At 34.3% G+C, this 23969-nt stretch carries 17 protein-coding genes; 9 read left to right on the top strand and 8 right to left on the bottom strand.

The features are described from left to right. The first annotated feature begins 5 nt into the window (after positions 1 to 5). From B9Y84_RS12590 to B9Y84_RS12600, 3 genes are all read left to right on the top strand, one after another. Positions 6 to 428: a hypothetical protein gene (locus B9Y84_RS12590; protein ID WP_085517736.1), complete on the top strand. Its 423-nt coding sequence runs from the start codon at positions 6 to 8 to the stop codon at positions 426 to 428. A 106-nt stretch (positions 429 to 534) separates the two neighbouring features. Beyond that, positions 535 to 1842 (top strand): serine hydrolase domain-containing protein, encoded by a 1308-nt coding sequence (locus B9Y84_RS12595; RefSeq protein ID WP_085517737.1) that lies wholly within the window; start codon positions 535 to 537, stop codon positions 1840 to 1842. A 168-nt stretch (positions 1843 to 2010) separates the two neighbouring features. Further along, positions 2011 to 3810, top strand: coding sequence for a S9 family peptidase (locus tag B9Y84_RS12600; RefSeq protein WP_085517738.1), 1800 nt, complete (start codon positions 2011 to 2013; stop codon positions 3808 to 3810). On the opposite strand, the gene B9Y84_RS12605 is transcribed toward B9Y84_RS12600, so the two are convergent. Further along, a complete protein-coding gene (locus tag B9Y84_RS12605; RefSeq protein ID WP_085517739.1) occupies positions 3807 to 4607 on the bottom strand; it encodes a helix-turn-helix domain-containing protein in 801 nt (266 codons plus the stop codon). The genes B9Y84_RS12600 and B9Y84_RS12605 overlap by 4 nt on opposite strands. A 114-nt stretch (positions 4608 to 4721) precedes the next feature. Here B9Y84_RS12605 and metG point away from each other — a divergent pair, with 114 nt between their 5' ends. The 3 genes from metG to B9Y84_RS12620 all read left to right on the top strand — a co-directional run bounded on the left by metG (position 4722) and on the right by B9Y84_RS12620 (position 9861). Beyond that, a complete protein-coding gene (gene metG / locus B9Y84_RS12610) occupies positions 4722 to 6788 on the top strand; it encodes a methionine--tRNA ligase (RefSeq protein ID WP_085517740.1) in 2067 nt (688 codons plus the stop codon). A gap of 14 nt (positions 6789 to 6802) precedes the next feature. Further along, positions 6803 to 7459 carry a phosphoadenylyl-sulfate reductase gene (locus B9Y84_RS12615; RefSeq protein ID WP_085517741.1) on the top strand — a complete coding sequence of 219 codons (657 nt, stop codon included), beginning with the start codon at positions 6803 to 6805 and terminating at the stop codon, positions 7457 to 7459. 404 nt (positions 7460 to 7863) lie between these two features. Further along, positions 7864 to 9861, top strand: coding sequence for a sensor histidine kinase (locus B9Y84_RS12620; RefSeq protein WP_085517742.1), 1998 nt, complete (start codon positions 7864 to 7866; stop codon positions 9859 to 9861). A 2-nt stretch (positions 9862 to 9863) separates the two neighbouring features. Here B9Y84_RS12620 and B9Y84_RS12625 read toward each other — a convergent pair whose 3' ends face one another. Continuing rightward, complete coding sequence (locus B9Y84_RS12625; RefSeq protein ID WP_085517743.1) at positions 9864 to 10955, bottom strand: hypothetical protein; 1092 nt, start codon at positions 10953 to 10955, stop codon at positions 9864 to 9866. A 187-nt stretch (positions 10956 to 11142) separates the two neighbouring features. Here B9Y84_RS12625 and B9Y84_RS12630 point away from each other — a divergent pair, with 187 nt between their 5' ends. Then, positions 11143 to 12072 carry an NAD-dependent epimerase/dehydratase family protein gene (locus B9Y84_RS12630; protein ID WP_085517744.1) on the top strand — a complete coding sequence of 310 codons (930 nt, stop codon included), beginning with the start codon at positions 11143 to 11145 and terminating at the stop codon, positions 12070 to 12072. Between the two features lie 72 nt (positions 12073 to 12144). On the opposite strand, the gene mtaB is transcribed toward B9Y84_RS12630, so the two are convergent. Continuing rightward, entirely contained in the window at positions 12145 to 13467 is a 1323-nt protein-coding gene (gene mtaB, locus B9Y84_RS12635) for a tRNA (N(6)-L-threonylcarbamoyladenosine(37)-C(2))-methylthiotransferase MtaB (protein WP_085517745.1), read from the bottom strand. A 334-nt stretch (positions 13468 to 13801) separates the two neighbouring features. On the opposite strand from mtaB, the gene B9Y84_RS12640 reads away from it, so the two are divergent. Next, on the top strand, positions 13802 to 15964 hold the full coding sequence (locus B9Y84_RS12640) for a glutamine synthetase III family protein (RefSeq protein WP_085517746.1): 2163 nt from the start codon (positions 13802 to 13804) through the stop codon (positions 15962 to 15964). A 66-nt stretch (positions 15965 to 16030) separates the two neighbouring features. On the opposite strand, the gene B9Y84_RS12645 is transcribed toward B9Y84_RS12640, so the two are convergent. Genes B9Y84_RS12645 through tsaD form a run of 5 tightly spaced genes read right to left on the bottom strand, consistent with a single transcriptional unit; the run spans position 16031 to position 19297 of the window. Beyond that, positions 16031 to 16552, bottom strand: a complete 522-nt coding sequence (locus tag B9Y84_RS12645; RefSeq protein WP_085517747.1) for an HNH endonuclease — start codon at positions 16550 to 16552, stop codon at positions 16031 to 16033. Positions 16553 to 16593: 41 nt separating this feature from the next. Then, the gene (locus B9Y84_RS12650; RefSeq protein WP_085517748.1) at positions 16594 to 17385 is read right to left on the bottom strand and encodes a C40 family peptidase; all 792 of its coding nucleotides are present in this window, start codon (positions 17383 to 17385) and stop codon (positions 16594 to 16596) included. 3 nt (positions 17386 to 17388) lie between these two features. Continuing rightward, positions 17389 to 17853 carry an SsrA-binding protein gene (gene smpB / locus B9Y84_RS12655; RefSeq protein WP_013452226.1) on the bottom strand — a complete coding sequence of 155 codons (465 nt, stop codon included), beginning with the start codon at positions 17851 to 17853 and terminating at the stop codon, positions 17389 to 17391. Positions 17854 to 17882: 29 nt separating this feature from the next. Further along, the gene (locus B9Y84_RS12660) at positions 17883 to 18278 is read right to left on the bottom strand and encodes a thioesterase family protein (RefSeq protein ID WP_085517749.1); all 396 of its coding nucleotides are present in this window, start codon (positions 18276 to 18278) and stop codon (positions 17883 to 17885) included. Next, positions 18275 to 19297 carry a tRNA (adenosine(37)-N6)-threonylcarbamoyltransferase complex transferase subunit TsaD gene (tsaD, locus tag B9Y84_RS12665; protein WP_085517750.1) on the bottom strand — a complete coding sequence of 341 codons (1023 nt, stop codon included), beginning with the start codon at positions 19295 to 19297 and terminating at the stop codon, positions 18275 to 18277. Before tsaD ends, B9Y84_RS12660 begins: the two co-directional genes overlap by 4 nt. Positions 19298 to 19302: 5 nt before the next feature. On the opposite strand from tsaD, the gene B9Y84_RS12670 reads away from it, so the two are divergent. Further along, entirely contained in the window at positions 19303 to 23916 is a 4614-nt protein-coding gene (locus tag B9Y84_RS12670; protein WP_085517751.1) for a translocation/assembly module TamB domain-containing protein, read from the top strand. Positions 23917 to 23969 lie beyond the last annotated feature (53 nt).

Below are 23969 nucleotides of genomic sequence, written 5' to 3' on the forward strand. Positions count from 1 at the left end.
AAAATATGAAATACGTCTTGACAATAATACTGATGTTTGCACTCTATCAATCTGAACCAGAAATTATCGGAAGATGGCAGATTCAATCTTTTGAAGCAATTGACAAAATCAAGCAATCTCCAGCTTATACTTATGGTGATGCTGATGCACGAGAACAGCTAGATAAGCTATTCAATCTCATGCTAGAAAATGGCGAATATTATTTCAAAAATGATACGCTCTATTATTCCGACATAGAGCATGGAAAAATTATTAAAAGAAGGGCTATTTGGACAAAAAAAGATGATATCTTAACTATTAATGAAATAGATAGAGTATTTGAAAGACAAGCCCAAATTAATTTTCTTTCAAAAGATTCATTTGCTATTTCACTGATTATTCACGGAAAAGCTGGTGACTCAAATCTGATATTCACAAAAATTAAATAATAATTCTATCCACATATTGATTAAATAAAAAAGTAGTAGATAGTTTACATTTATACAATTAATGACGGATAGACTACAGTAGTTTTGTGAAAAAATACTCTATAAAATGAAAAGAAAATCACTAATTATTCTTTTACTTGTTAGCCTGACATTTGTTTTCTGCAAAGAAGAAGGTAAATCAAATAAAAAAGTACCGCAGCCAGAAAGCTTTAGTATCATCAATACCTATATGAGCGCATTAACAGAGCTAAAGCAATTCAATGGTGTACTTTTAGTTGAAGACAGTGCAGGCCATGTTTTCTCAAAGGCATACAATATAGAAACGGAAATTCCGACATTAAAAGTAAGTGTGCTGCATCAATTTGACCTTCGCTCTATAGCAAAACTATTTGCAAAAGCTTCTTTAGTAAAACTGGAACATGAAGAGAAAATAGCATTTGATCAAAAGCTTTCTGATTTTTTCCCTGAATTCCCACGAGGCGATGAAATTACCATTGATCAATTAATGCATCACCAATCTGGTTTAGGGAGAGAACTTTCAAATTTTGATGAAAATACTGCAGAATTATCTCCAGAAGAAGTTATTTCATTAATTCATCAAGAAGAATTAGAATTTGAACCTGGGACAGATACAAGATATTCAAATTTAGGCTTTCAACTTTTATATAAAATCATTGGTGATGCAGCTGGAGGGACTTATGCTGACTATTTGAGAAACAATTTTTTTGCTCCACTTGGAATGACAAATTCCGGCAGTCATTATCTAAATCCCAAAGGTCAATTAAATAATAATGCTTTTGGACATACTGAAAAGAATGATTCCATTCAAATAGTGGGTGAGGACGAATCAGATATGCAACAAGGGCATACTTATTCTACAGTTGAGGATATGAAAAAATTTCTTGACTTTATAACTGAAAATAAAATCTATCATGAACTAGCGGAAGATAGTATTATCACCCATGCCGGAGGGTCTAAGGGTAAAAGAGCTTGGGTATATGCGAATTTAAGTAAAGGATACAAAATTGTTTTCTTGGCCAATTATGACAATATCCCATTTTCCAATCTAACCAAAGATTTAATTGCAATTATGGAAGGCAATGAAGTTGAAATCCCCAAGGAAGTCAATAGAAAAGCAGTTGAAATTTCAGAATCTATATTAAAAAAATACGCGGGTACTTATGACTTTGTAGACGCAGGACATATTATGATAAGCATCAAGTTTGAAAATGGCCAATTGAAGGCTTATCAAAAAGGAGAATTCGCAGGCGATCTAATTCCAGAAAATGATTCTACATTTTTCTGGGATGCAAAAAGTAAAGAATCATTTATTTTCACTAACGATGAGGAAGGAAATCAGAAAGCGCTGATGGATTTTCAAGGTGTTAGATGGGATGGGGTTCTTATTGAGTAGTGTATGGTTTATGGTTTAGTTTTAAGGGCGCTTTATAAGGCGCCCTTTTTCACAGATAATAGGATAAGGTAACGGCAACTAATGAAAAAAGAATCGAATGCTAGATATTCTGTAAAAAATATTTTTCTAAAAATGGTAAATATTATATAAAAATTAAGTCTTCCAATAATGAAACAGATCATCGTATTAAAAATCAATATTCTTTTTGTTCTATTAACATCAAGCCCCTCTTTAGCAATAGGCCAATCAGTAAATCAGATTTCTACAAGCCCAAAACAGAATTATATAGCTTATGTGAAAGATCAAAAATCCTTATGGATTAGCAGTTTACTTAATCGGAATAAAGAAAAGATGGTCTATTCCAATTTAAATGACTTTAATGAGCGATTTTTCATATGGTCAAAAGAAGATGCTAAATTCATTTTTGAATCTAATCATACCGTCTACATTTACGACTTGGAAAATCAAAAATTAGATAGTATTCCTTTGAATCCAAACCTTAATTTATTCAAATTCTATTTAATTGATCAGGTGGCATTAGCAAATAACAAACTGTATTTCTCCGCCAATGAAAACAATAAATTAAACAAGATTTACTGTTTGGACTTTGCGAGTGGAGAAGTTCAGCTTATTATCCAAGATTCTGAGGACATCGGTAATTTGGCAATTTCAGAAGATGGAAAATATCTTGCTTACCAACATTACAGTTCTACTTATGATAGAGGCTCAATTTCTGGAATAAAGATTGTAAATCTAACCAAAGATGAAATTATATATTCTTACCAACTTGATACCAAATCATTTCTGACCAATCTATCATTTTTAGCAAATGAGAAGTTGCTCTTTAGGAATGTATACGGTAATAACTATATTTTAAGCCTTAATTCAATGAATATCGATGAGTACAAGCTGGATACTTACGGATATTTCTTAAAGTTTCACGAAAAGGAAGTAGTAACCTTAAAATATGAAAAAGGGAATAAAAAATACTCACTTTTCAATCCTAAAGTCAATTCATACCAATCTCTGCTAATCACCAAAAATGGTATATTAAAGCATGTTGAATCAATCGAAAATAATACATTTTATACTTATTACATCGATGAATCTGGGAACGAGCCTAAAAGGTTAATGAAAGAAAATAGTAAAACTAAAAAATCTGAGATAGTCTATGATTTTATAGCGCAAAATCCATTGAAAGATTCTAAATATAAAATCATAAGTTATCTTAACAAAGATCAAAACTATAGCGAAAGTTATCTATATCTTCCAGCTAATTATGAAAACATTACTTCAGAACTACCTTTAATCATTTTGGCTTACGGAGGCTATCGAGATCGGTTCCCTGACTTCAGCTACTTCATGAATGAAATCTTTTTTAGGTACTTGAACAAAGGTTTTGCCATTGCACTAGTAAATACTAGAGGATATGCTAGCGAAAGAAGAGGTGATGAATACGGCAAAGCACAGTTAGAAGATACTGAGCTTTTTATTAATACTATAACTGCTGAATTTAATATTGATAAAGAAAATATTATAGTTGCAGGTCATAGTCATGGTGCCACTATGGTTTTCTACTACCTCACGCATTCTAGTATTTTCAAAGGGGGTATTGCTATCAATGGTGCAGCTGATTGGATAGAGCAATCTAAGTTAAAAAGCATGACCGGCCTTCCTGGAGAAATGGGAGGTGAAGCAAACGAATTCATGGAAAAATATGAGCGGTATTCACCCTTGACAAATATTTCAGAAGGCATGTCACCTATTTTGATAATCTCTGGAGAGAACGATAGGCAAATACCATTCGAGATTAATTCTCAGCGCTTTTTTGAAAAGACTCAGACAATGAAGCTCCATCATGAATACATTCATTTTAAAGATGAAGGACATCTTATTAAAACTCAAGAGAATATTAATCAATTAACATCAAATATCGAGAGATTTCTCTTAAAATTAACCAGTCTTTAATTAACCTTGTGTCTCCTAAAAAAAGCTCCATTCAGATTAAAGAAATTTTTGGGAGACATACCTGCTACTTTCTGAAAGTCTCTTACAAAATGGGCTTGATCAAAGTAGCCGACTTCATAGGCTAAGGATGTCATAGAAATATTAGGTTGGTTTACTTGAATTTTAACAGCATTGACGACTCTTACCATCCCAATAAAATGCTTGATAGTGTAATGAACTTCTTCACGAAAAAGCCTATTTAAATATTGTCGGCTTAAACCAAATTGAATTTCTAATTCACTTACTTTTAGTTGCCCTTTTTCTTCATAAATTTTTTCAATTATCGCCTTTATCAGAATTTGCTTTTCATTAAGACATACATCTTTCAAATAAGTTGAAAGCCTATTTTCCATTTCAACAAAAGGATTTTCTAACTCAAATAAGCTATTAACCTCTTCTATCTTTACTAAAGCAGCAAATTCCTCTGATAAATCAAAAACGCCAGTCTTTTTAAATTTGGAAAAGATCAAATTATTACACCAAGGCTGAAATTTGATGGTTAAAAAACTTAGTGATTCCGCAGGTTCTATGGCAAAGGGTGGCGTTACCTTAAATAAGCTGAAAATAGAATATGGAATTAAGGTACCCTGTTCAAATTCTTTTGAAAAAAATATAGCATTGGCCTCCTTAAAAATTACTAAATCATGACAGCAGTCATCTAAAACAGGAATTCTATCTTCATTAATGAAATTACTTTTATAGATTTCTTTAATAAAATTTGATAGCTTTCCGCTTGGTGTATATTTAAGAATTGACATCTTTCTGTTTGAATTATTTCTATAATTCCAGTAATTTTTAAATATAGGGCAAATTGAGTATTTGAGCTATCATTCTCTTTATATTCTTCCTATATTTGCAGCAAATTACAAGCAATGCAAAAATTGAATAATAGATATACCATTACTGCAGCATTACCTTATGCCAATGGACCTTTACATATAGGACATATCGCAGGCGCCTATTTGCCTGCGGATATTTTCGTGCGCTACCTCAGATTGCGGAAAAAAGAAGTAGCTTTTATGTGCGGAAGTGATGAGCATGGTGCTGCGATCACTATTCGTGCTAAAAAAGAGGGGATTACACCTAATGCCATTATTGATAAATATCATGAATTAAACAAAAGCACATTTGAGAAATTCGGAATTGCTTTTGATATGTATCACCGTACTTCTGCCCCCTCTCATCATGAGCTTTCACAAGAATTCTTTACCAATTTATACGAGAAAGGAGAATTTGTAGAACGTGAAAGTGAGCAATACTTTGATGAAGAATTTAATCAATTTCTGGCTGATCGATACATCACCGGAAAATGCCCTAAATGTGGTAATGAAGGAGCTTACGGTGACCAATGTGAAAAATGCGGAAGCTCCTTAAATCCCACAGATTTAATCAATCCGGTTTCGACCTTAAGCGGAAAAACACCTATCATAAAAAGCACCAAACACTGGTTTCTTCCTTTGGATAAGTATCAGGAATGGATGGAACAATGGTTGATTGAAGGCAAAAAAGGAAAATGGAAATCCAATGTTTATGGACAATGCAGTTCTTGGTTGAAGCAAGGTCTGCAACCAAGAGCCATGACTCGTGATTTGGATTGGGGTGTAGACGTGCCATTGAAAGGGGCTGAAGGAAAGAAATTATACGTATGGTTAGATGCTCCTATTGGTTATATTTCAGCCACTAAGCAATGGGCACAAGACGAAGGGAAAGACTGGGAGAAATTTTGGAAAAAGCAGCCTAATCCTGAAGATAACAGTACGTTAATCCATTTTATTGGTAAAGATAACATTGTATTTCACTGTATTATTTTCCCAGTGATTTTGCATGCGCATGGCGATTATATTTTGCCAGAAAATGTGCCCGCAAATGAGTTTTTAAATCTTGAGGGAGATAAATTATCGACCAGCAGAAACTGGGCCGTTTGGTTGCATGAGTACCTCAAAGATTTCCCTGGACAGGAAGATGTACTACGATATGCTTTAGCTGCTACTTTACCAGAAACTAAAGACAGTGAATTTACCTGGAAAGATTTCCAAACGCGTAATAACAGTGAGTTGGTGGCTATTTTCGGTAATTTCATTAACAGAGCCGTGGTATTGACGCATAAGTATTACGATGGAAAAGTACCAGAAAGAGGCGAATGGTTTGATTACGACCAAGAAATTCTGGATGAATTAAAAGGTTATCCTGATCTGATTGAAGAGAAAATTGTAAACTATAAATTCAGAGAAGCATTAGCGCACATGATGGAGTTTGCTCGTTTGGGGAATAAATACCTAGCAGAAACAGAGCCATGGAAGCTTCAAAAGGAGAACCCAGAAAGAGTGAAAACCATAATGAATCTGGCTTTACAGATTGCAGCTAATTTGAGTATTGTTTGTGAGCCGTTCTTACCATTTACGGCTACAAAGTTGAGAAACATGCTCAATATTGAAGCTTATGAGTGGGATTTGGCCGGAAGTGCTGACTTACTTGAAGCAGGGCATCAAATCAACAAAGCAGAGTTACTATTTGAAAAAATTGAAGATAAAACCGTGGAAGAGCAAGTCAATAAATTAGAAGAAGCTAAAAAAGCCAATGCAGGCGCAAGTCCGGATGTGGAACCTATGAAAGAGGAAATCAAATTCGATGATTTCATGAAAATGGACATGCGCGTAGGAACCGTTTTAACTGCTGAAAAAGTTAAAAAATCGAACAAACTTTTAAAACTTACTATCGATACCGGTTTGGACAAACGCACTATTTTAAGTGGTATTGCAAAACACTTCAAAGCAGAAGAAGTGGTAGGAAAGCAAGTAACCGTATTGGTGAACCTAGCACCTCGACCTATGATGGGAGAAGTTTCTGAAGGCATGGTATTAATGGCAGAAGATTCGGAGGGAAATTTGCAGTTTGTGCAGCCGGGGGATAAAGTGAATCCTGGGAGTACGATTTCGTAAACTCAATAATAAATATGGTATTCAAGGAATTAGAGAAAAGGATAAAAGCTTATCAGGAAGGAGGTAAAAAATATTTTACCACCTCTTCCTTTCAATCGCACAGCTTGGTACTTTTGCACATGCTGAGTAGGATTGATGCTGATATCCCCGTTTATTTCATCAATACTGGCTATCATTTTCCTGATACTGTTGCTTTCCGAGATAAAATCATGTTGGATTTTGGTTTGACCAATTTAGTTGATTTAAAGCCATTAACGCCTAAAAACATGCAGCGGGATGCAAATGGAAAAATGTTCTTTACTTCTGACCCTGATTATTGCTGCTACCTCAATAAAACGCAGCCCATGGATGCAGTTTTGATGCAAAATGATATTTGGATTAACGGAGTACGCGCTGATCAAAGTAAAACACGATCTGCCATGAAAGTGGAACAAGCCGCTCCTCATAATTCAACCCGTCTCCATCCTATGCTGGACTGGAATTCCAAAATGATTCATGATTACAGAAAAGAACATCGTTTACCGGAACATCCCCTTGAAGCCCAAGGCTATTTCAGTATTGGATGTGAGCCTTGCACAAGGAAGTTTGACCTTGATATGCAGGAAAGAGAGAGCCGTTGGTACGGAATGAACAAAACAGAATGCGGTTTGCATACTGATTTGGTGAAATAAACAATTTATATGTTGATACATCTAAATATTACAGAGGTGGGATTTGTTAGGTATGCATAATATTTCAGCTATTTATCACGATTTTAAGAGTCAATTTGCAAAACAAGCTTAATTCAAGTTTCAACACTTAAAAAAGTCAAACTTCAATATAAATTTTCTTATATTTCATTTCGTCCTAAAAAATCATTCGTTGATTATATCATTTTCTACATTCATAGAAAATTAGAAAATTCATATTCCTGATAAATATTTAAGGCTCTTCTTAAAACTATAATTATAACGGAATCGGTTGATTTATATACTTCTTGTACTTTTTAAAGTAAAAAGCAAATCCATATCTTTGATTCAAGTATTAATTTTGCATTATAAATAATACTTCATTCTTCCCTTGAAGAAAATTAATTATGTGGAAACATATAGTGACCTTTGTATTCATTCTATCCTCTGTAGCATCTGTAAGTTATAGTCAGCAGACTTTTTTCCAACTTCAAGATAGAAACCTAAATGAGGAGATTGCATTACTCCAAGGACAATGGCAATTTGAATATGGTCAATTGCTCACAGCAGAAGAAATGCAAGCTATTGATTCCCCAATTTATACCGAAATTCCACACACCTGGACAGGCATGGAATTTAGAGGACAAAACCTTCCTTCCACTGGCTATGCCACTTATTATACCACAATAATTATAAATCAAAACTACAGTAGATTAGCTATTAATGGAAAAGTTCAAAGTACTAATTACAAACTATTTATAAATGGAAAAGAAATTGGAGAAGTAGGAAGACTAGGTACGTCACAGGAAACCGCTAAGCCAGATTATCGAAATAAAGTGTTCCAAATCCCTTCAGACCAAGACACTTTAGAGGTCATTGTGCAGATCTCTAATTTTCATTATAGAAAAGGTGGAATGTCTAGACCACCTCAAATAGCAGACAAAGAATTATTGCTTGAAGACAGAGGGATGAATATATCATTATCATTTTTCTTAATTGGCTCTATATTTTTTATGGGCCTCTATCACATAGGATCTAATATTTTTCGGACAAGAAATAAAATGAACTCCTATTTTGCGCTGGTTTGTCTCTTTACTATATTAAGGGCATTAAGTGTAAATGAGTATTTACTGATTGAATACTTGAATTTCCCTTGGTGGTTAAGCGTTAGAATAGAACTAGCTAGTTTCTATCTCATTTTTGCATTTACTATCCGCTTTATCTATTATCTGTTTCCGGAATATATACCAAAGTTTTTTGCTAAAACCCCCTATTACATTGGCATATCTGCAACTTTCATCACACTTTTTACTCCAATCCTTTATAATTCTAATCTGGTGCCAATAATGCAACTGGTGACTGTAATCACAAGTTTGGCGATATTATACTACATTTTCAAAGCAAGTTTAACAGGAAATAAAGAAGTACTTATAGCACTGGTCGGTTTTATTTTACTTTTTTCTGTAACGGTTATAGAAATTCTTATTCATCAATCTCAAATCGTAGGAGATATGGTGTTTGCTCTTGGGATTTTCTTCTATTTATTCAGTCATGTTATTATTTTAGCCAACAGACAAAATCAAACTTATATCAAAAATCAAGACCTTAGTTTAGCGCTTAAACAATCTAATCAACGACTGGAGCAAACAGTTGAAGAAAGGACAAAAGAATTAAATAAGCGAAATAAAGAACTTCTTAATAATAATGATGAACTGAAAAAAATTAATGATGAGAAAAATGGTTTAATACACGTGATAGCGCACGATCTGAAATCCCCCTTGAACAATAACAAAGGATTAATTCATTTAATAAAAATGCCAGAGAACCTAAATGATGACCAAAAGGACTTTTTGGATAAACTGGAGAAATCTAATCAGCAAGGTGTTCAATTAATTGAAGATTTACTACAGTTATACAAGTTAGAATCAAAACAGCAGCCAGAAATTGAAGCAATTTGTGTTAAGACTTTCTTAGGTGAATTAATCAAAAGGTATGAAGATACAGCAGGACTTAAGAAAATTAAGATTAACGTAAATATTGAAAGTGATCAAAATCAGTTTTATACCGATACTGAAAAACTTCAACGCATCATGGACAACCTCATTTCCAACGCACTGAAATTCTCATATGAGGGTACAGCTATTCATATTAAAGCAATACACCTCAAAAACAAACTTCATATTGAAGTAAGAGATGAAGGAATGGGGATCATGAAAGAAGAGCAATCTAAACTATTCCAAAAATTTCAAAAAATGAGTAATAAGCCTACAGCCGGAGAAAGTTCTTCTGGATTAGGTTTATCCATAGTAAAAACATTAGTAGAGCAATTAAAAGGAACTATAGAGTTTGATAGTGTTCCTAGGAAAGGGACTAGTTTTACTATAGTCCTGAGCGACTTAGCTTAAGTTTATCGAATCTCGGCCTCCACTAATAATAATTGCTCTTTTTCAATATCATTGGGTGAAAGCAAAAAATAGATTTTTCCATCCTGAATTTGTGGAATCATTCGTTTTGTTGTGCCTACCAAATTACTTCCACCTATTAAAAAAGTATTGACCGATTCATTCGCCAAATCCAACACTCCTAATTTGTATTCAAGTGATTCGTATCCTTCAGGTGGATTTTCATTATCATAACGCTGATACGAAAAATAAATCAAAGAATCGTCTCTTACTACATCTTTGCCAATTTGGGTGATTTGATCGTTGATCTTGGAATCGAAGGGACTATTTTCATAGTAATAGATTTCCTCATTAAAATCTTCTAGATGAAATTTCTCTGAATTTATCGTTTTACCCGTCAAATTGTATTGGATTAATTCGGGGGGCCCAGTAGAACCTAAAGTGTAGATCACCTCCTCATTTACAAGGTAATTGTAGAATTTAGTCAGTACCATACTGCCCTGCTTATACACTTCAGGATAACTTCCAAAAGATGCTAAAGCACTTCCATCTTGATTAAAGATTCCGATTTGTTTCGTCTTTTGAAACAAATGCTGTAAAGATTTTGCAGCATTGTATTCTTGATTCATAATGAATTGACCCTCATCTGTTATCTCAAATAATTCACGCCCCTCTGCATTTGAGCCCTCATCAGAATGCTGAATAGATATTTTCTTTATAAAATTACCCAACAAATCGAATTGGTAAACCTCATAAACTGCTTTGTAAAACATGTAAATATATCCTTTATACAGCGTATAATCATGTAGAGAAACCGCTGGCAAGTGCGTGCCCTTAATAAAATCATTATCCCAGATTATTAAAGAATCTGAATTAAGATTATACATGAATAAATTTTGGTATGCACCATCCATGGTAAATAGAAGACTATCTACGTAAATTTTAGGATTGATTGCTGCAATAGAAATATCTTGATTTACTACTTCAATCGTATCAGTGAAAATTAATTTCTGGAATGATTCAGTATTTTCTATCACTCTATTATCAGGTGAGCAACTTACAAATCCCAGAAACAATAGGAAACATAATAATTTCATAATGTGCGAAATTACTATAATTATTAACCTATGAAAACGGCAGAGATCTGAGGTCTCCAATTCTAAATGCCATAAATAGAAAAAATTGATTTCTATATTTTTCCCAATTTTAAACTAACTAAAACTACCCTAATTTTTACAACCCCCAATAATAAGTTACTTTTGCTTTGTTTAAATCGAACACAGCATGAAGAAAGTATTGATTACAGGAGGGGCCGGCTATATTGGATCCGCTTTGATTGAAAAGTTATTACCATTGCCTGAAGTAGAACAAATTGTTATATATGATAACCTCAGTCGCAATAACTATCATTTCTTTTTAGGCGAAAAACTCCCCAATCAAGACAAAATCAATTTTATTCAAGGGGAATTATTAGATACAAGAAAGCTTAAAAAAGCTTTAAAGGGAATTGATACAGTCATCCATTTGGCAGCGAAGGTAACCACACCTTTTGCCGATGCCGATCCTCACTATTTTGAGCAAAGTAATCACTGGGGCACAGCCGAACTGGTTTATGCTGTAGAAGAATCAAATGTAGAACATTTTGTATTTGCCAGTAGCGTTTCAGTCTTCGGGTCTTCGAAAGATATCATAGAGGAAAATCATCCCCCTAATCCTAGGACGATCTATGGCATTTCAAAACTACGGGGGGAAGAGCATGTGGCGCGTTTGATGGAAAAAATCAACACACAAATTTTAAGACTAGGCAACGTTTATGGGTATGCTAATGCTGTTCGATTTGATGCAGTGATCAATCGCTTTATGTTTGATGCCAATTTTAATAAGCGAATTGCCATCCATGGTGACGGCAAACAACATCGCCCTTTCGTCCCCATTCAAAAAACATCTGAAATTTTAAAGCAAGTAGCGATCCAAAATGATATTCCATCAGGCTACTACAATGTAGTGGACAAAAATTTACAAGTATTGGATATAGTAGATGCATTAAAGGCTATTTATCCTGAAATGGAATTCACTTTCATTAATCAGCATCTGAAACTAAGGGAATTGCTTGTTAATCCTGAAACTAAGCTTCAAAACCATATCGACTTTACAAATGATAACTCTAGCCTGAAAGACGACTTATTGCTGTTTAAGGAGCATTTAAGGTTTTAAAGTTTGGAGAGCGGGAGTAATAAAAGCCCGCTCAAATTGAAGTATACTTTAATACTTTTTAAAGCAAAAAATTTAATGTAGCAATACTTCTCCCTCTACTTCAGAAACTTCCATCAAACCTTCAGGGGTTAAATTAGAAAGCTTGACCTTTTTTAATTCGTTGATCAATATAGGGTCATATTTGGCTACCACTCTCACATAATTATCCGTAAAGCCTTCCATCAAACCATCATGAATATCATTTTCGAAAAGGACAATTTCTTCCCTACCCATATTTTCTTCATAAAAAGCTCTTTTCTTTTTTTCTGAAAGACTTCTTAACATTTTGGATCGCTCATTCCTTACTTTCATAGGGACAACTTCATCCATGTCGTTAGCATCAGTATTTGCTCTTTCCGAATAGGTAAAAACATGCAAATAAGAAACAGGTAATTCTTGCAAGAAGCGATAGCTGTCCAAGAAATCATCTTCCGTCTCACCTGGAAACCCTACTATCACATCTACTCCTATGCAACAATTAGGCATTAGTTGCTTTATCTTAGCAACCCGGTCCTCATACAGCTCCCGTAAGTATCGCCTCCTCATCTTTCGCAGAATCTTATTGCTTCCACTTTGAAGGGGTACATGGAAATGAGGAACAAATTTTTTGGATTGACTGACAAATTCAATGATTTCGTTTGTCAATAGATTGGGCTCTATACTGGAAATTCTAAACCTCTCTATTCCCTCTACCTTATCAAGTTCTTTGATCAAATCAATAAAACGCTCTTTTCTTTTGCCATCTTGAATTCCAAAGTCTCCGGTATTGACCCCTGTCAATACGATCTCCTTCACATCTTCACTCGCAATTTGCCGAGCACTTTTTACGATGTTTTCAATAGCATCGCTCCGACTTTTACCTCTCGCCAATGGAATAGTACAGAAAGCACAATGATAATTGCACCCATCCTGAACTTTCAGGAACGTTCTAGTCCTATCATTTATAGAAAAGGCATTATTAAAACGCTTGGCTTCTTTTATATCCGAGGCTAAAACTTGAGGTTTATCTGTTTTGGTGAATCCGTCCAGTATATCAATCAGCTGGAATTTTTCTGCAGCTCCCAATACTGCATCTACACCTTTGATTTCAGAGATTTCTTTGGGTTTTAATTGTGCATAACAACCAATAATCGTCACAAAAGCATCAGGATTGATCTTTTTAGCTTCTTTTACGACCTTTTTGCATTTCTTATCAGCGTTTTCTGTAACTGAACATGTGTTGATAATAAAGATATCAGGAGTGGTCTGAAAATCCACTTTTTCATATCCCCTATTTTCAAACATTCTTGAAATGGAGGAGGTCTCAGAGAAATTTAGTTTACAACCAAGTGTATAAAATGCAACTTTTTTGTTCATGCCTAACTTTTTGCAAATGGAAACACAAAGTTAAGGCTAAAATTCCTGAATATAAATCTTTTTAGCATTAAGCACTGCTCAGAATGAGATTTACACCTATACCTATTGGTCACTCCAAAAAAAATGTTAACATTCTTATTATCAGCTAAATTGATATTTTACGTTAGCAAAACTCGACACATGAAAGCTTTTTATGTAACACCCATATCATTAAGCTAAAAAACCGTGTTTTTCACTTCATTTACTGTATTTAAAATAATTTTCAACCCTAAAATCAAATGTTTCACAAAAATTTACCTAAATTTGGTTTAAATTTAAACCAATAATCATAAATATGGCTCATTTAAGATTTAATGCTCTCGATATTGTTTCTAAAAGAACAACAGACAGAATCGAAGCTCCATCTAACAAAATTTCTGACTATTTTGCACAGGATGTATTTACATTGGAGCAAATGAAAGCAACTCTAGCTCCTGATGTTTTCAAAAAAGTAAGTAATGCCATTGATAAAGGCAAAAAGATAGATATGGAAACTGCAGATCAGATTGCTTCTGCTGTTAAGTCTTGGGCAATCTCCAAAGGGGTAACTCACTATACTCACTGGTTCCAACCTTTAACCGGTTCTACTGCAGAAAAACATGACTCTTTCTTCAATGCGCAGAAGGGCTTGGAAGTGTTCGCTGGCTCTATGTTAGTGCAGCAAGAGCCTGATGCCTCGTCATTTCCTAACGGTGGTTTAAGAACTACTTTTGAAGCAAGGGGATATACGGCTTGGGACCCATCTTCTCCTATGTTTGTTTGGGGACGAACCTTATGTATTCCTACCATATTCGTAGCTTACACTGGGGAAGCTTTAGATCATAAAGCACCTTTATTGAAGGCGGTAGAAGCAGTCGATAAAGCAGCTACTAAAGTGGTTCAATTATTTGACAGAAATGTCAATAAAGTAAATGCGTCTTTAGGTTGCGAGCAAGAGTATTTTGTAGTAGACAAAGCGCTTTATTCAGCACGTCCTGATTTATTGATGTCAGGAAGGACTTTATTTGGTCATAATCCGGCAAGAGGTCAACAATTAGACGATCACTACTTTGGTTCTATTCCAAGTAGGATTTATAATTATATGAAAGATTTTGAAATTGAATGTTTAAAATTAGGCATTCCGATTTCAACCCGACATAATGAAGTAGCTCCAAGTCAGTTTGAGGCGGCACCACTATTCGAAGATATTAATGTGGCAACTGATCATAACAGTTTGATGATGGATGTAATGAACCGAGTTGCGGAAAGACATGATTTACAGGTTTTATTCCATGAAAAACCATTTGCAGGGCTAAATGGAAGTGGAAAACACAACAACTGGTCATTGATTACGAACACTGGTGTTAATTTATTCCAGCCAAGCAATAGTGCTAGGGAAAACTTATTGTTCTTAGTCTTTTTAGTGAATACTATAAAAGCGGTAGCTGAAAATGGAGAGTTATTAAGAGCTTCAATCGCTTCCGCAAGTAATGACCACAGATTAGGAGCTAACGAAGCACCTCCTGCAGTAATGTCTGTCTTTATTGGTTCTCAATTAACAGCCGTTTTAGACGAATTGGAAGAAAAAGGTAATATTAAGATCGATAAAGGGGATAATATGTATATGAAGTTAGGCATAGACAAGATTCCTCAAATTATCTTAGATAATACAGATCGAAACAGGACTTCACCATTTGCCTTCACTGGGAATAAATTTGAGTTTAGAGCGGTTGGTTCAGACCAGAACGTGGCTCAGCCTATGTCAATATTGAACTTAATCATGGCAGAGCAATTAAATGAATTCCATGCGTCAGTTAAAGCTGAAATGCAAAAAGGAACTGATAAGAAAATAGCGATTGTCAACATATTGAGACAATACATTAAAGATTCGAAAAAAGTCAGATTTGAAGGTGACGGTTACTCAGAAGATTGGGAAAAAGAAGCAGAAAAAAGAGGGCTAGCTAATGTAAAAAACACACCTAGAGCCTTACAGTCGTTCGTAACTGACAGGTCTAAAAAGCTTTTTGCAAAGCATAACGTGATGACTCCTGAAGAATTGGAAGCCAGAAACGAAATATACTTGGAGAATTATATGATGAAGATTCAAATAGAAGCCAGATTGATGGGTGATATTGCATTGAATCAAATCATCCCGACAGCAGTAAAATATCAAAATACATTAGCTCAAAATGCTAAGAACTTAAGCACTTTAAAGCTAGATAATAGTGAAATCGTGAAAAACATAGAATTGATCAGCGGTTACACAAAAGATTTAAGAAGCTTGGTGCATGATATGATTGAGAAGAGAAAAGAGCTGAATAAAATTGAGGATGTAAATGAACAAGCTATGAAGTATTGTGATGAAATAAAAGAAGCTTATTTTGACAAAATCCGTTATGCGGCTGATAAGTTAGAATTATACGTAGATGATGAGCTTTGGCCATTGCCTAAATACAGAGAATTGTTATTTTTAAGGTAACATCTTACACCAACTATTCACTTTTAGGAAAGCCGTTCTGCGCCAGCAGAGCGGCTTTTTTGTGGATTAAGCACTGAGTTGCTTTGTTTTCAGAAACGGCATCCATTTCTCATCTATCTGCCCAGAAAAATCCCTGATAAACATCACATAATTAGGTTTAAAAGGTCTTCTTTTAAGCTTCAAATCACTCTCTTCTGGTGAGTTATTTCCCTTTCTAGCATTGCATCTTTTACAGGCGGTCACCAAATTAGTCCAAAGTGATTTCCCTCCTTTTGATCTTGGAATCAAATGATCCAAAGTCAAGTCCTTGGAAGTCCCACAATATTGGCATTCATGCCCATCTCTTTTGAAAATATTTTGACGGGTAAGCATTACGCCTTTGTAAGGCATGCTGACATATTTTGTAAGACGAATGACGGAAGGAAACGGAAATGAACGATCAACGGTACGCAATTGCAGCGATTCATTATTTTCAATTAGCTCTGCCTTTTGCAAATACAATAAAAGAAAAGCTTTAGGGATGCTGCAAACCGTAATGGGACTATAATCCTGATTTAAAACTAATGCGCGCTTGGAACCAATTTTCATGCTTATAAATTTTAATCAAGCACGAAAAGCATTTCAATTTTTCATGCTAAAACTCTTTTTATGTCAGTCAAATAATGTGTATAACCTTTTTGTTCAGCATTGAAGATACCATTTTCATCTAAAAAATCAATTTTTACTTTACCAGAAGCATGAATAATTTCCTGATTATCAAGTAAAATACCGACATGCGTTACTTTCTTATGCTCATTTCTAAAATAAGCGAGATCTCCAGAAAGTGCATTTTCTAATCCTTCAATCGCTTTACCTTGCTCTACTTGTTGCGAGGCATCTCGCTTTAAAGTGTATCCGCAGATTTTAAATACAATTTGAGTAAAACCAGAGCAATCAATACCAAATGGCGATTTTCCTCCCCATAAATACGGAGCATTCAAATATCTTTTTGCAATGTTTTTAAGGAAATCGAAATCTCTTCTGGCACTCAGAGACTTTGCTTCACCGTTGAATCCTAAATGCTCCTCCACTGCAAATATTTCATTTGTAGAAATGGGAATAATGGCACCCATGGTTACAGGCAGTAAATGCTTATGATATAGGATACTTGCGGTTAAATCTGTACAAATTTTATAGTCAGAATTATTTATTTGTTCAAAATACTCATCGGTGATGTAATGGAACTGCTTAATATCAATCCACCCTTCATAACTATCAAAGTAAATTTTTATCTTCACCCACTTTAAGTCTTTTGATAGGTCAATAACGCTATAGTGATCGCCAAACAACAATTGTGTTACCATTTCCGCAGCATCAGAAGCTGCTGCACGAACAGGAACTATACTTAATCTACAGATACCTTTTTCTTTAACCGAAATCATAGATTAAAATTTCATTTTCGACAGTTCACGTTTCATATCTTTTTCTTTAATACTGTCCCTTTTATCATGCATTTTCTTCCCTTTCGCTAATGCAATTTCTAATTTAGCCAATCCTCTATTATTAATAAACAGCTTGGTAGGAATTAGGGTTAAGCCTTTTTCCTCCATTCGCTTTCTAATTTTTTCTATTTCTTGTTTTTTTAGCAGCAATTTACGTTCACGCTTTTCTTCATGATTATAATGAGTACCTAGCTCATAGTGTCCAATATGCATACCTTTTACAAAAACTTCTCCTCGGTGAATATAGCAATAAGCTTCTTGTAAACTTACTTTATGCAATCGAATAGCTTTTATTTCAGTTCCTTGTAAAACAATTCCCGTTAAGTAAGTGTCCAACCACTCGTACTCAAATCGGGCTTTTTTATTTTTTACTGTTACTGAAGTACTAAATTCTTTTTTATCACTCATATTTCACAATTCTAACAAAAATTAACACTTTATTCCGAAAGTCTGTTAAAAATCTTATTCAATTTTTCCTTCTGAAGGATTTTCTGACCTGTTGTTCCCTTTGCAACAATTCTTTCGTTAACCTTCACAATAAAACTACATAGTATTTCTCTCTCTTTGACTCCTAGATATTCTGCCTCAATATTTACCTCACTACCCACCAGAGCAGGAGATAAATGCTCAATATTTAGATGCGATCCAATTCCCTCCTCTCCTTTTTCCAGCATATCCAAAACAAATAATCGCGTAGCCCATTCAATCTCTCTTGCCAAAGTAAAGGTAGCACAAACATCATGTACGGCTTCTTGCTCAAAATGTGCTACATCTTGAGCTTTTACTAGAAAGCTATGAATTTTTTTATCTCCTTTTTGAAAAGTCTCTTTCATGCTTTTTTATCAATAGAAAATTTCATTCTAGGAATTGGCGCTGCATCCATACCCAAAAACTCTTGCTGTTGATATTTAAAATGGGCAGTCATGGCGATCATTCCAGCATTATCAGTACAATACTCAAATTTGGGAATGTAAGTATTCCAATTTAATTCCTTTCCTGTTTCCGCCAACATTTTCCTTAAATGAGAATTGGCGGAAACTCCACCCGCAATTGCTATTTCTTTGATTCCAGTATAACTGGATGCTTTTTTTAATTTCTGTAATAATGTTGTGATTAGACGATGTTGTACACTTGCACAAATATCATCCAGATTATCGCTTACAAAATTAGAATCTTTTTGACTGTTATTCTGCAAAAAATAAAGGACTGCTGTCTTTATTCCACTAAAAGAATAATTAAATCCCTGCATTTCAGTTTCGGGAAATTGAAATGCCATTTGATCTCCTTTTTTCGCATGTTTATCAATCATCGGACCACCTGGATAAGGTAAGCCGATAATTTTTGCGATTTTATCGAAGGCTTCACCTACTGCATCATCTTTTGTCTCACCCAGTATCTCCATATCCAAATAATCACTTACTTTCACTATTTGGGTATGTCCTCCACTGACTGTTAAGCACAGAAAAGGAAAATTAGGCTTCGGATCTTCAATATAGTGAGCTAAAATATGTGCTTGCATGTGATTCACACCGATTAATGGAATTTGCAAAGCGGATGCCAGAGACTTGGCAAAACTACTCCCTACTAATAATGCTCCCAAGAGACCAGGTCCTTGCGTAAAAGCTACTGCTTTTAAATCCTTCTTGCTTATATTTGCAGCGGAAAGCGCTTGTTCTACAACTGGTACAATGTGTTGTTGGTGTGCACGAGATGCCAATTCGGGAACTACTCCCCCGTATTTTTCGTGAACCGACTGAGTAGCTATAATATTATTAAGTACTTTCCCGTTTTGTACAACTGCCGCAGAAGTTTCATCGCAGGAAGATTCGATGGCTAAAATATTGATATCCATAAAATTTGAAAGAGGAGCAAAATATAACGCAAGGTATTAAAAAAGGTATTGCAAAAGCAATATTATGGGTGTTCCTTATACTTTTTTTTTCGATGAGTGTTTTGGTTTTAGCTATGCAGTCTTCTACTGTTCAAACCAAAGTAGCTCAATACGGCAGTGACTATTTAAGCGAAAAATTAGGCTTTGACATTAGTATTGAAAAAATAAATATTGAATGGTTTGATCAGATTACGCTATCGGGACTACATGTTAAAAACAAGGATCAAAGCACCTTCATAAACCTTCAATCAATTTGGATTGATTATGATATCAAGCAGCTAATTAATGATGAAAGCGTTTTGCTCGATAATTTAAGACTTAATGAAGGACGAGTAATGCTGATAAGGGAAAAAGGTGATGACTATTTTAATATAGATTACTTAGTTGAAGCCATTAGGAATTTATCCGCCCCTAGAAAAGATACTTCGGAACGATCAGCAAAAAACCTATTAATTAGAGAGGCCTCACTTTCCAATATTACATTAGGAGTTGCTAATTTAGATACAGATAGTATCCAAGAAGGCTTTAATTATAATCAGTTTATTTTGCATGATTTAAACGCTGATTTGAACAGATTTTCGAGTAGAGCAGATACCATCCAAATCCAGATCAATCAGTTATCAGCAATCGATTCAGTTACAAATCTTACAATTCATCATTTAAATACAAATTTTGAAATATCTCAAAGTAGACTTTCCCTTACTGAGTTAAATCTAGAATTGAATAAAAGCACCATTGCCGATTCTGTTGTCTTCAATTATAATAGCGTTAGCGATCTTTCCTACATCATTGATTCTGTGAATATAAATGCCAATTTCAAAAATTCTATTATCTATTCAGAAGATCTGGCGCTCTTTGCACCATATTTACTAAAATATGATGAAAAAATTAATCTTTCTGGAAGATTCAATGGGAAAGTAAAAAAATTCAAAGCGCGAAATCTTGACATGAAATTTGGGAACTCCAGCTTTATTAAAGGAGATTTAAGTATGGATGGACTACCAAATTTTAGTGAAGCATTTATTGATATAGATTTACTAAATTCCTCCTTAGTTCCTGCAGATATTAAACAATATGTAAATGACAGTCTAGCCTTTCGAAGAATACAGAATTTTGGCATTACTAATTTTAGAGGAAGCTTCATCGGATTCCCTTCAGATTTTGTGGCGGATGGAGTTTTTATTTCACCTTTAGGAAGAGTGGAATCGGATTTAAATCTCAAAATAGCGAATGATTCTAAAAACTCCACTTATAAAGGAAGCATCTCCACTTACAATTTTGATTTAGGTAAGTTTTTAGATGCTGATTCCATTTTCCAAAAAATTCAAATGACGGGTAATATACGCGGCTCAGGTTTTGCCTTGGAAACTGCTAAGGTGAACCTAAATGCAAATATTAATTTGATTGGCATCAATGGATACGAATATCAAAACATTACTACAAATGCGGAATTAGCCTCTGAGTTTTTCAATGGAAAACTAAAAATTAAGGATCCGCTTTTAAAGTTTGAAATGGATGGTTCAATTGACTTAAGAGATAAAAAAAACTTAATCAATATTACTGCAGATTTAGACACTATTAACTTTAAAGACTTGAATATCACTAAAGAGGATTTTATACTAACAGCGAAAGGAAATCTTAATGGTAGTGGTATAACATTAGATAGTATTGAAGGAAACACTTCCTTGCAAAAAATCTATGCTGTTTATAGAGATAATTCTGTTCAATTAGATTCTCTAATCCTAAGCACTTCCAAAGGAAATGGATATAGAAAATTAAAGATTAATTCTGACCTCTTTAGAGCAAATATCGAAGGTGATTATCAATTTACTCAGCTTTACAAAGATGTCTTTAGAACTGTAAAAGAATACCAACTCAATATTGAAAATAATAAAGTCAAAATTGAAAATTACTATTCAACTATTGACTCGACTGTAAACTTAGAAGAATATACAGTGAATTTTGATTTCCTTATTAAAGAGCTTAACCCCTTATTAAATTTATTTATCCCTAACTTATACGTGCAAAAAGGGGCTGCCATAACAGGCCAATTCCAAAACGGAGAAAACAGTAACATTTTTATCGAATCTACCTTCGACTCTTTGAGTTTTGAAAATTACGAATTCTCTAATAGTACAATTGATCTGAATTTTAGCAAATATCACCTGAGCCAGGATGTCTTAGGAATTGGATTTATAAACTCATCTAATCAACACTTAAATTCTAACATACAAAGTGAAAATCTAAGTATGGAGCTATATTGGACTGGAAGGGAAATTAATTTCACCACTTTTCTCGACCAGGTAAATAGCGAAAATCACCTTCAAATCAGCGGTAAATTAGAATTCCTAGAAGACACTATAAATCTGAATATTGCACAATCCGATATAAAGTTTTTTTCAAAGAACTGGAATTTTGTAGAAAACAATAATTTAATGGTCAGTCAAAATAATTATGTCTTTAAGAATTTTGGTATCGCCTCAGAAAATGAGCGTATCATAGCAAATGGGGCCCTTTCCACTGATTCTACTAAATCCTTATTAATTAATATCGATAGTTTTAATATAGAAAATATAAATGAGCTTGTAGAACAGCATAACTTCAGAGGCACTGCCAATGGTTTTATTGACATCCAAAATTTCCAAAATCAATTTCTACTTTCTACTGAGTTAAGCTTATTTAATTTCTATCTAGATGAGTTTTTAATAGGTGACATTAATGGATATTCAAACTGGGAACCATTAAGTCAAAAATTAATGATGGATTATATTGTAAGACGACAAGAACAAGACATCATAAAAATAGAAGGGAGTTACTTACCAACTAATGAATTAAACCCACTGAATTTAAAGGCAAAATTAAGCAAAACGAACTTAGTGATAGTTGAACCTTTTATTAACACAATCTTTTCAGACATGAAAGGAGAAGTAGATGGCGAATTCAAAATTACAGGTAATTTAAAAAGACCTATAGTTAATGGCACTGGCAAGATCACTAATGGTGGAATTAGAGTTAATTATTTGAATACCTACTATGATTATACCGGAAACATTGATTTTGATCAAGACAAAGTTTCTTTTGTAAACATGCAACTCACTGATGATCAAGAAAACACAGCATTACTAAATGGTGATCTCTTACATGACGGCTTTACGGACTTAAGATTGGACCTGAAAGGAGTAATGAACAATCTTAAAGTGCTGAATACCTCTGCAAGGGACAATCAACTTTACTATGGGACGGCATTTGCAAGTGGTGAGGTTTCGTTTTTAGGAAGTGTAGGGAATCTGACCATAAATGCTAATGCCAAATCGGAAAAGGGCACAAGAATCTTCATCCCAGTAGAAAGCACCTCTTCTGTAGAACAAGAAGATTATATAAATTTTATAAATGTAGCTGATACAGCCAATACTAAAACACAAATCATTAATAAATCAGAAGGTATTGATATTAAAGGAGTGACCATGAACCTCGATTTAGAACTTACACCTGACGCATATGCAGAAATAATATTCGATATAAAGTCTGGCGATATAATCAGAGGTAGAGGAAATGGCAAATTAAGCATGAACATAGACACGAATGGGGCCTTTTCAATGATCGGAGACTATACACTTACAGAAGGAGGCTATAATTTTACTCTATACAATATAATCAACAAAGAATTTAGCATCCAACCCGGAAGTCAAATCACTTGGGATGGAGATCCGTACCGAGCAAATTTGGATATTAAAGCAATTTATGAACAAAATGTTTCCTTGTTACCCATAGTTGATATGGGACAAGATTCAACCATTGCTGACTCCCCAGAGCTAAAAAGAAGATATCCTGCTAAAGTGATATTGGATTTGCAAGGTGATTTATTACAGCCGGAAGTAGATTTTGATATTAGCTTTTCAGAATATCCAGATTATGTTTTAACCAACAGCGGACAAATACCACTTCGAACAAGTATTGTTGCATTTGAATCAGAATTAGAAGCAAACGAACAAGAACTTAAAAGGCAAGTATTTAGCTTAATTATTCTAAGAAGATTATCTCCCAGAGCTTCATTTGCTGTGAGTGGATCGGTCGGCAATTCAGTTAGTGAATTCTTATCGAATCAACTAAGCTACTGGGTAACGCAAATCGATGAAAACCTTGAAATTGATGTTGATTTGGGCTCATTTGATGAAGATCAGTTCAATACATTTCAGCTGCGCTTATCTTACAGTTTCCTTGGTGGCAGACTCAGAATAACAAGAGATGGTGGATTTACGCAAGGCGAGACTGATAATGTGAATCAAGAAATTCTAGGGATACTGGGGGACTGGTCAGTGGAGTACTTACTAACTCCAGATGGAAAACTAAGGGCCAAAATCTATAATAGAACTAATTTTAATACTCTAGATAGAATTAACAATACTGCCTCTACCAGTACGGGGGTCAGTTTAGTGCATGTAACTAGTTTTAATCAGTTAAAAGAAATTTTCGAATCTGAAAAGAAGAAACAAAAAAGAGAAGAGGAAGAAGAGCCATCAGAGCCACAAAACATCAATACCGATGCTGTGATTAGAGAAGAGGACGAAAATTCAAAGTAATGAAAACCTATTCATTAGTTGGTTAGTTAAATTTGCAAACAAAAACTTTCGCT

Source organism: Marivirga sericea, assembly GCF_900177665.1.
GTDB lineage: Bacteria > Bacteroidota > Bacteroidia > Cytophagales > Cyclobacteriaceae > Marivirga > Marivirga sericea.

Excerpts from the sequence above, each read along its gene's own strand:
- B9Y84_RS12590 (WP_085517736.1), top strand. The coding sequence starts at position 6 with ATGAAATACGTCTTGACAATAATACTGATGTTTGCACTCTATCAATCT.
- B9Y84_RS12595 (WP_085517737.1), top strand. The coding sequence starts at position 535 with ATGAAAAGAAAATCACTAATTATTCTTTTACTTGTTAGCCTGACATTT.
- B9Y84_RS12600 (WP_085517738.1), top strand. The coding sequence starts at position 2,011 with ATGAAACAGATCATCGTATTAAAAATCAATATTCTTTTTGTTCTATTA.
- B9Y84_RS12605 (WP_085517739.1), bottom strand. The coding sequence starts at position 4,607 with ATGTCAATTCTTAAATATACACCAAGCGGAAAGCTATCAAATTTTATT.
- metG (WP_085517740.1), top strand. The coding sequence starts at position 4,722 with ATGCAAAAATTGAATAATAGATATACCATTACTGCAGCATTACCTTAT.
- B9Y84_RS12615 (WP_085517741.1), top strand. The coding sequence starts at position 6,803 with ATGGTATTCAAGGAATTAGAGAAAAGGATAAAAGCTTATCAGGAAGGA.
- B9Y84_RS12620 (WP_085517742.1), top strand. The coding sequence starts at position 7,864 with ATGTGGAAACATATAGTGACCTTTGTATTCATTCTATCCTCTGTAGCA.
- B9Y84_RS12625 (WP_085517743.1), bottom strand. The coding sequence starts at position 10,955 with ATGAAATTATTATGTTTCCTATTGTTTCTGGGATTTGTAAGTTGCTCA.
- B9Y84_RS12630 (WP_085517744.1), top strand. The coding sequence starts at position 11,143 with ATGAAGAAAGTATTGATTACAGGAGGGGCCGGCTATATTGGATCCGCT.
- mtaB (WP_085517745.1), bottom strand. The coding sequence starts at position 13,467 with ATGAACAAAAAAGTTGCATTTTATACACTTGGTTGTAAACTAAATTTC.
- B9Y84_RS12640 (WP_085517746.1), top strand. The coding sequence starts at position 13,802 with ATGGCTCATTTAAGATTTAATGCTCTCGATATTGTTTCTAAAAGAACA.
- B9Y84_RS12645 (WP_085517747.1), bottom strand. The coding sequence starts at position 16,552 with ATGAAAATTGGTTCCAAGCGCGCATTAGTTTTAAATCAGGATTATAGT.
- B9Y84_RS12650 (WP_085517748.1), bottom strand. The coding sequence starts at position 17,385 with ATGATTTCGGTTAAAGAAAAAGGTATCTGTAGATTAAGTATAGTTCCT.
- smpB (WP_013452226.1), bottom strand. The coding sequence starts at position 17,853 with ATGAGTGATAAAAAAGAATTTAGTACTTCAGTAACAGTAAAAAATAAA.
- B9Y84_RS12660 (WP_085517749.1), bottom strand. The coding sequence starts at position 18,278 with ATGAAAGAGACTTTTCAAAAAGGAGATAAAAAAATTCATAGCTTTCTA.
- tsaD (WP_085517750.1), bottom strand. The coding sequence starts at position 19,297 with ATGGATATCAATATTTTAGCCATCGAATCTTCCTGCGATGAAACTTCT.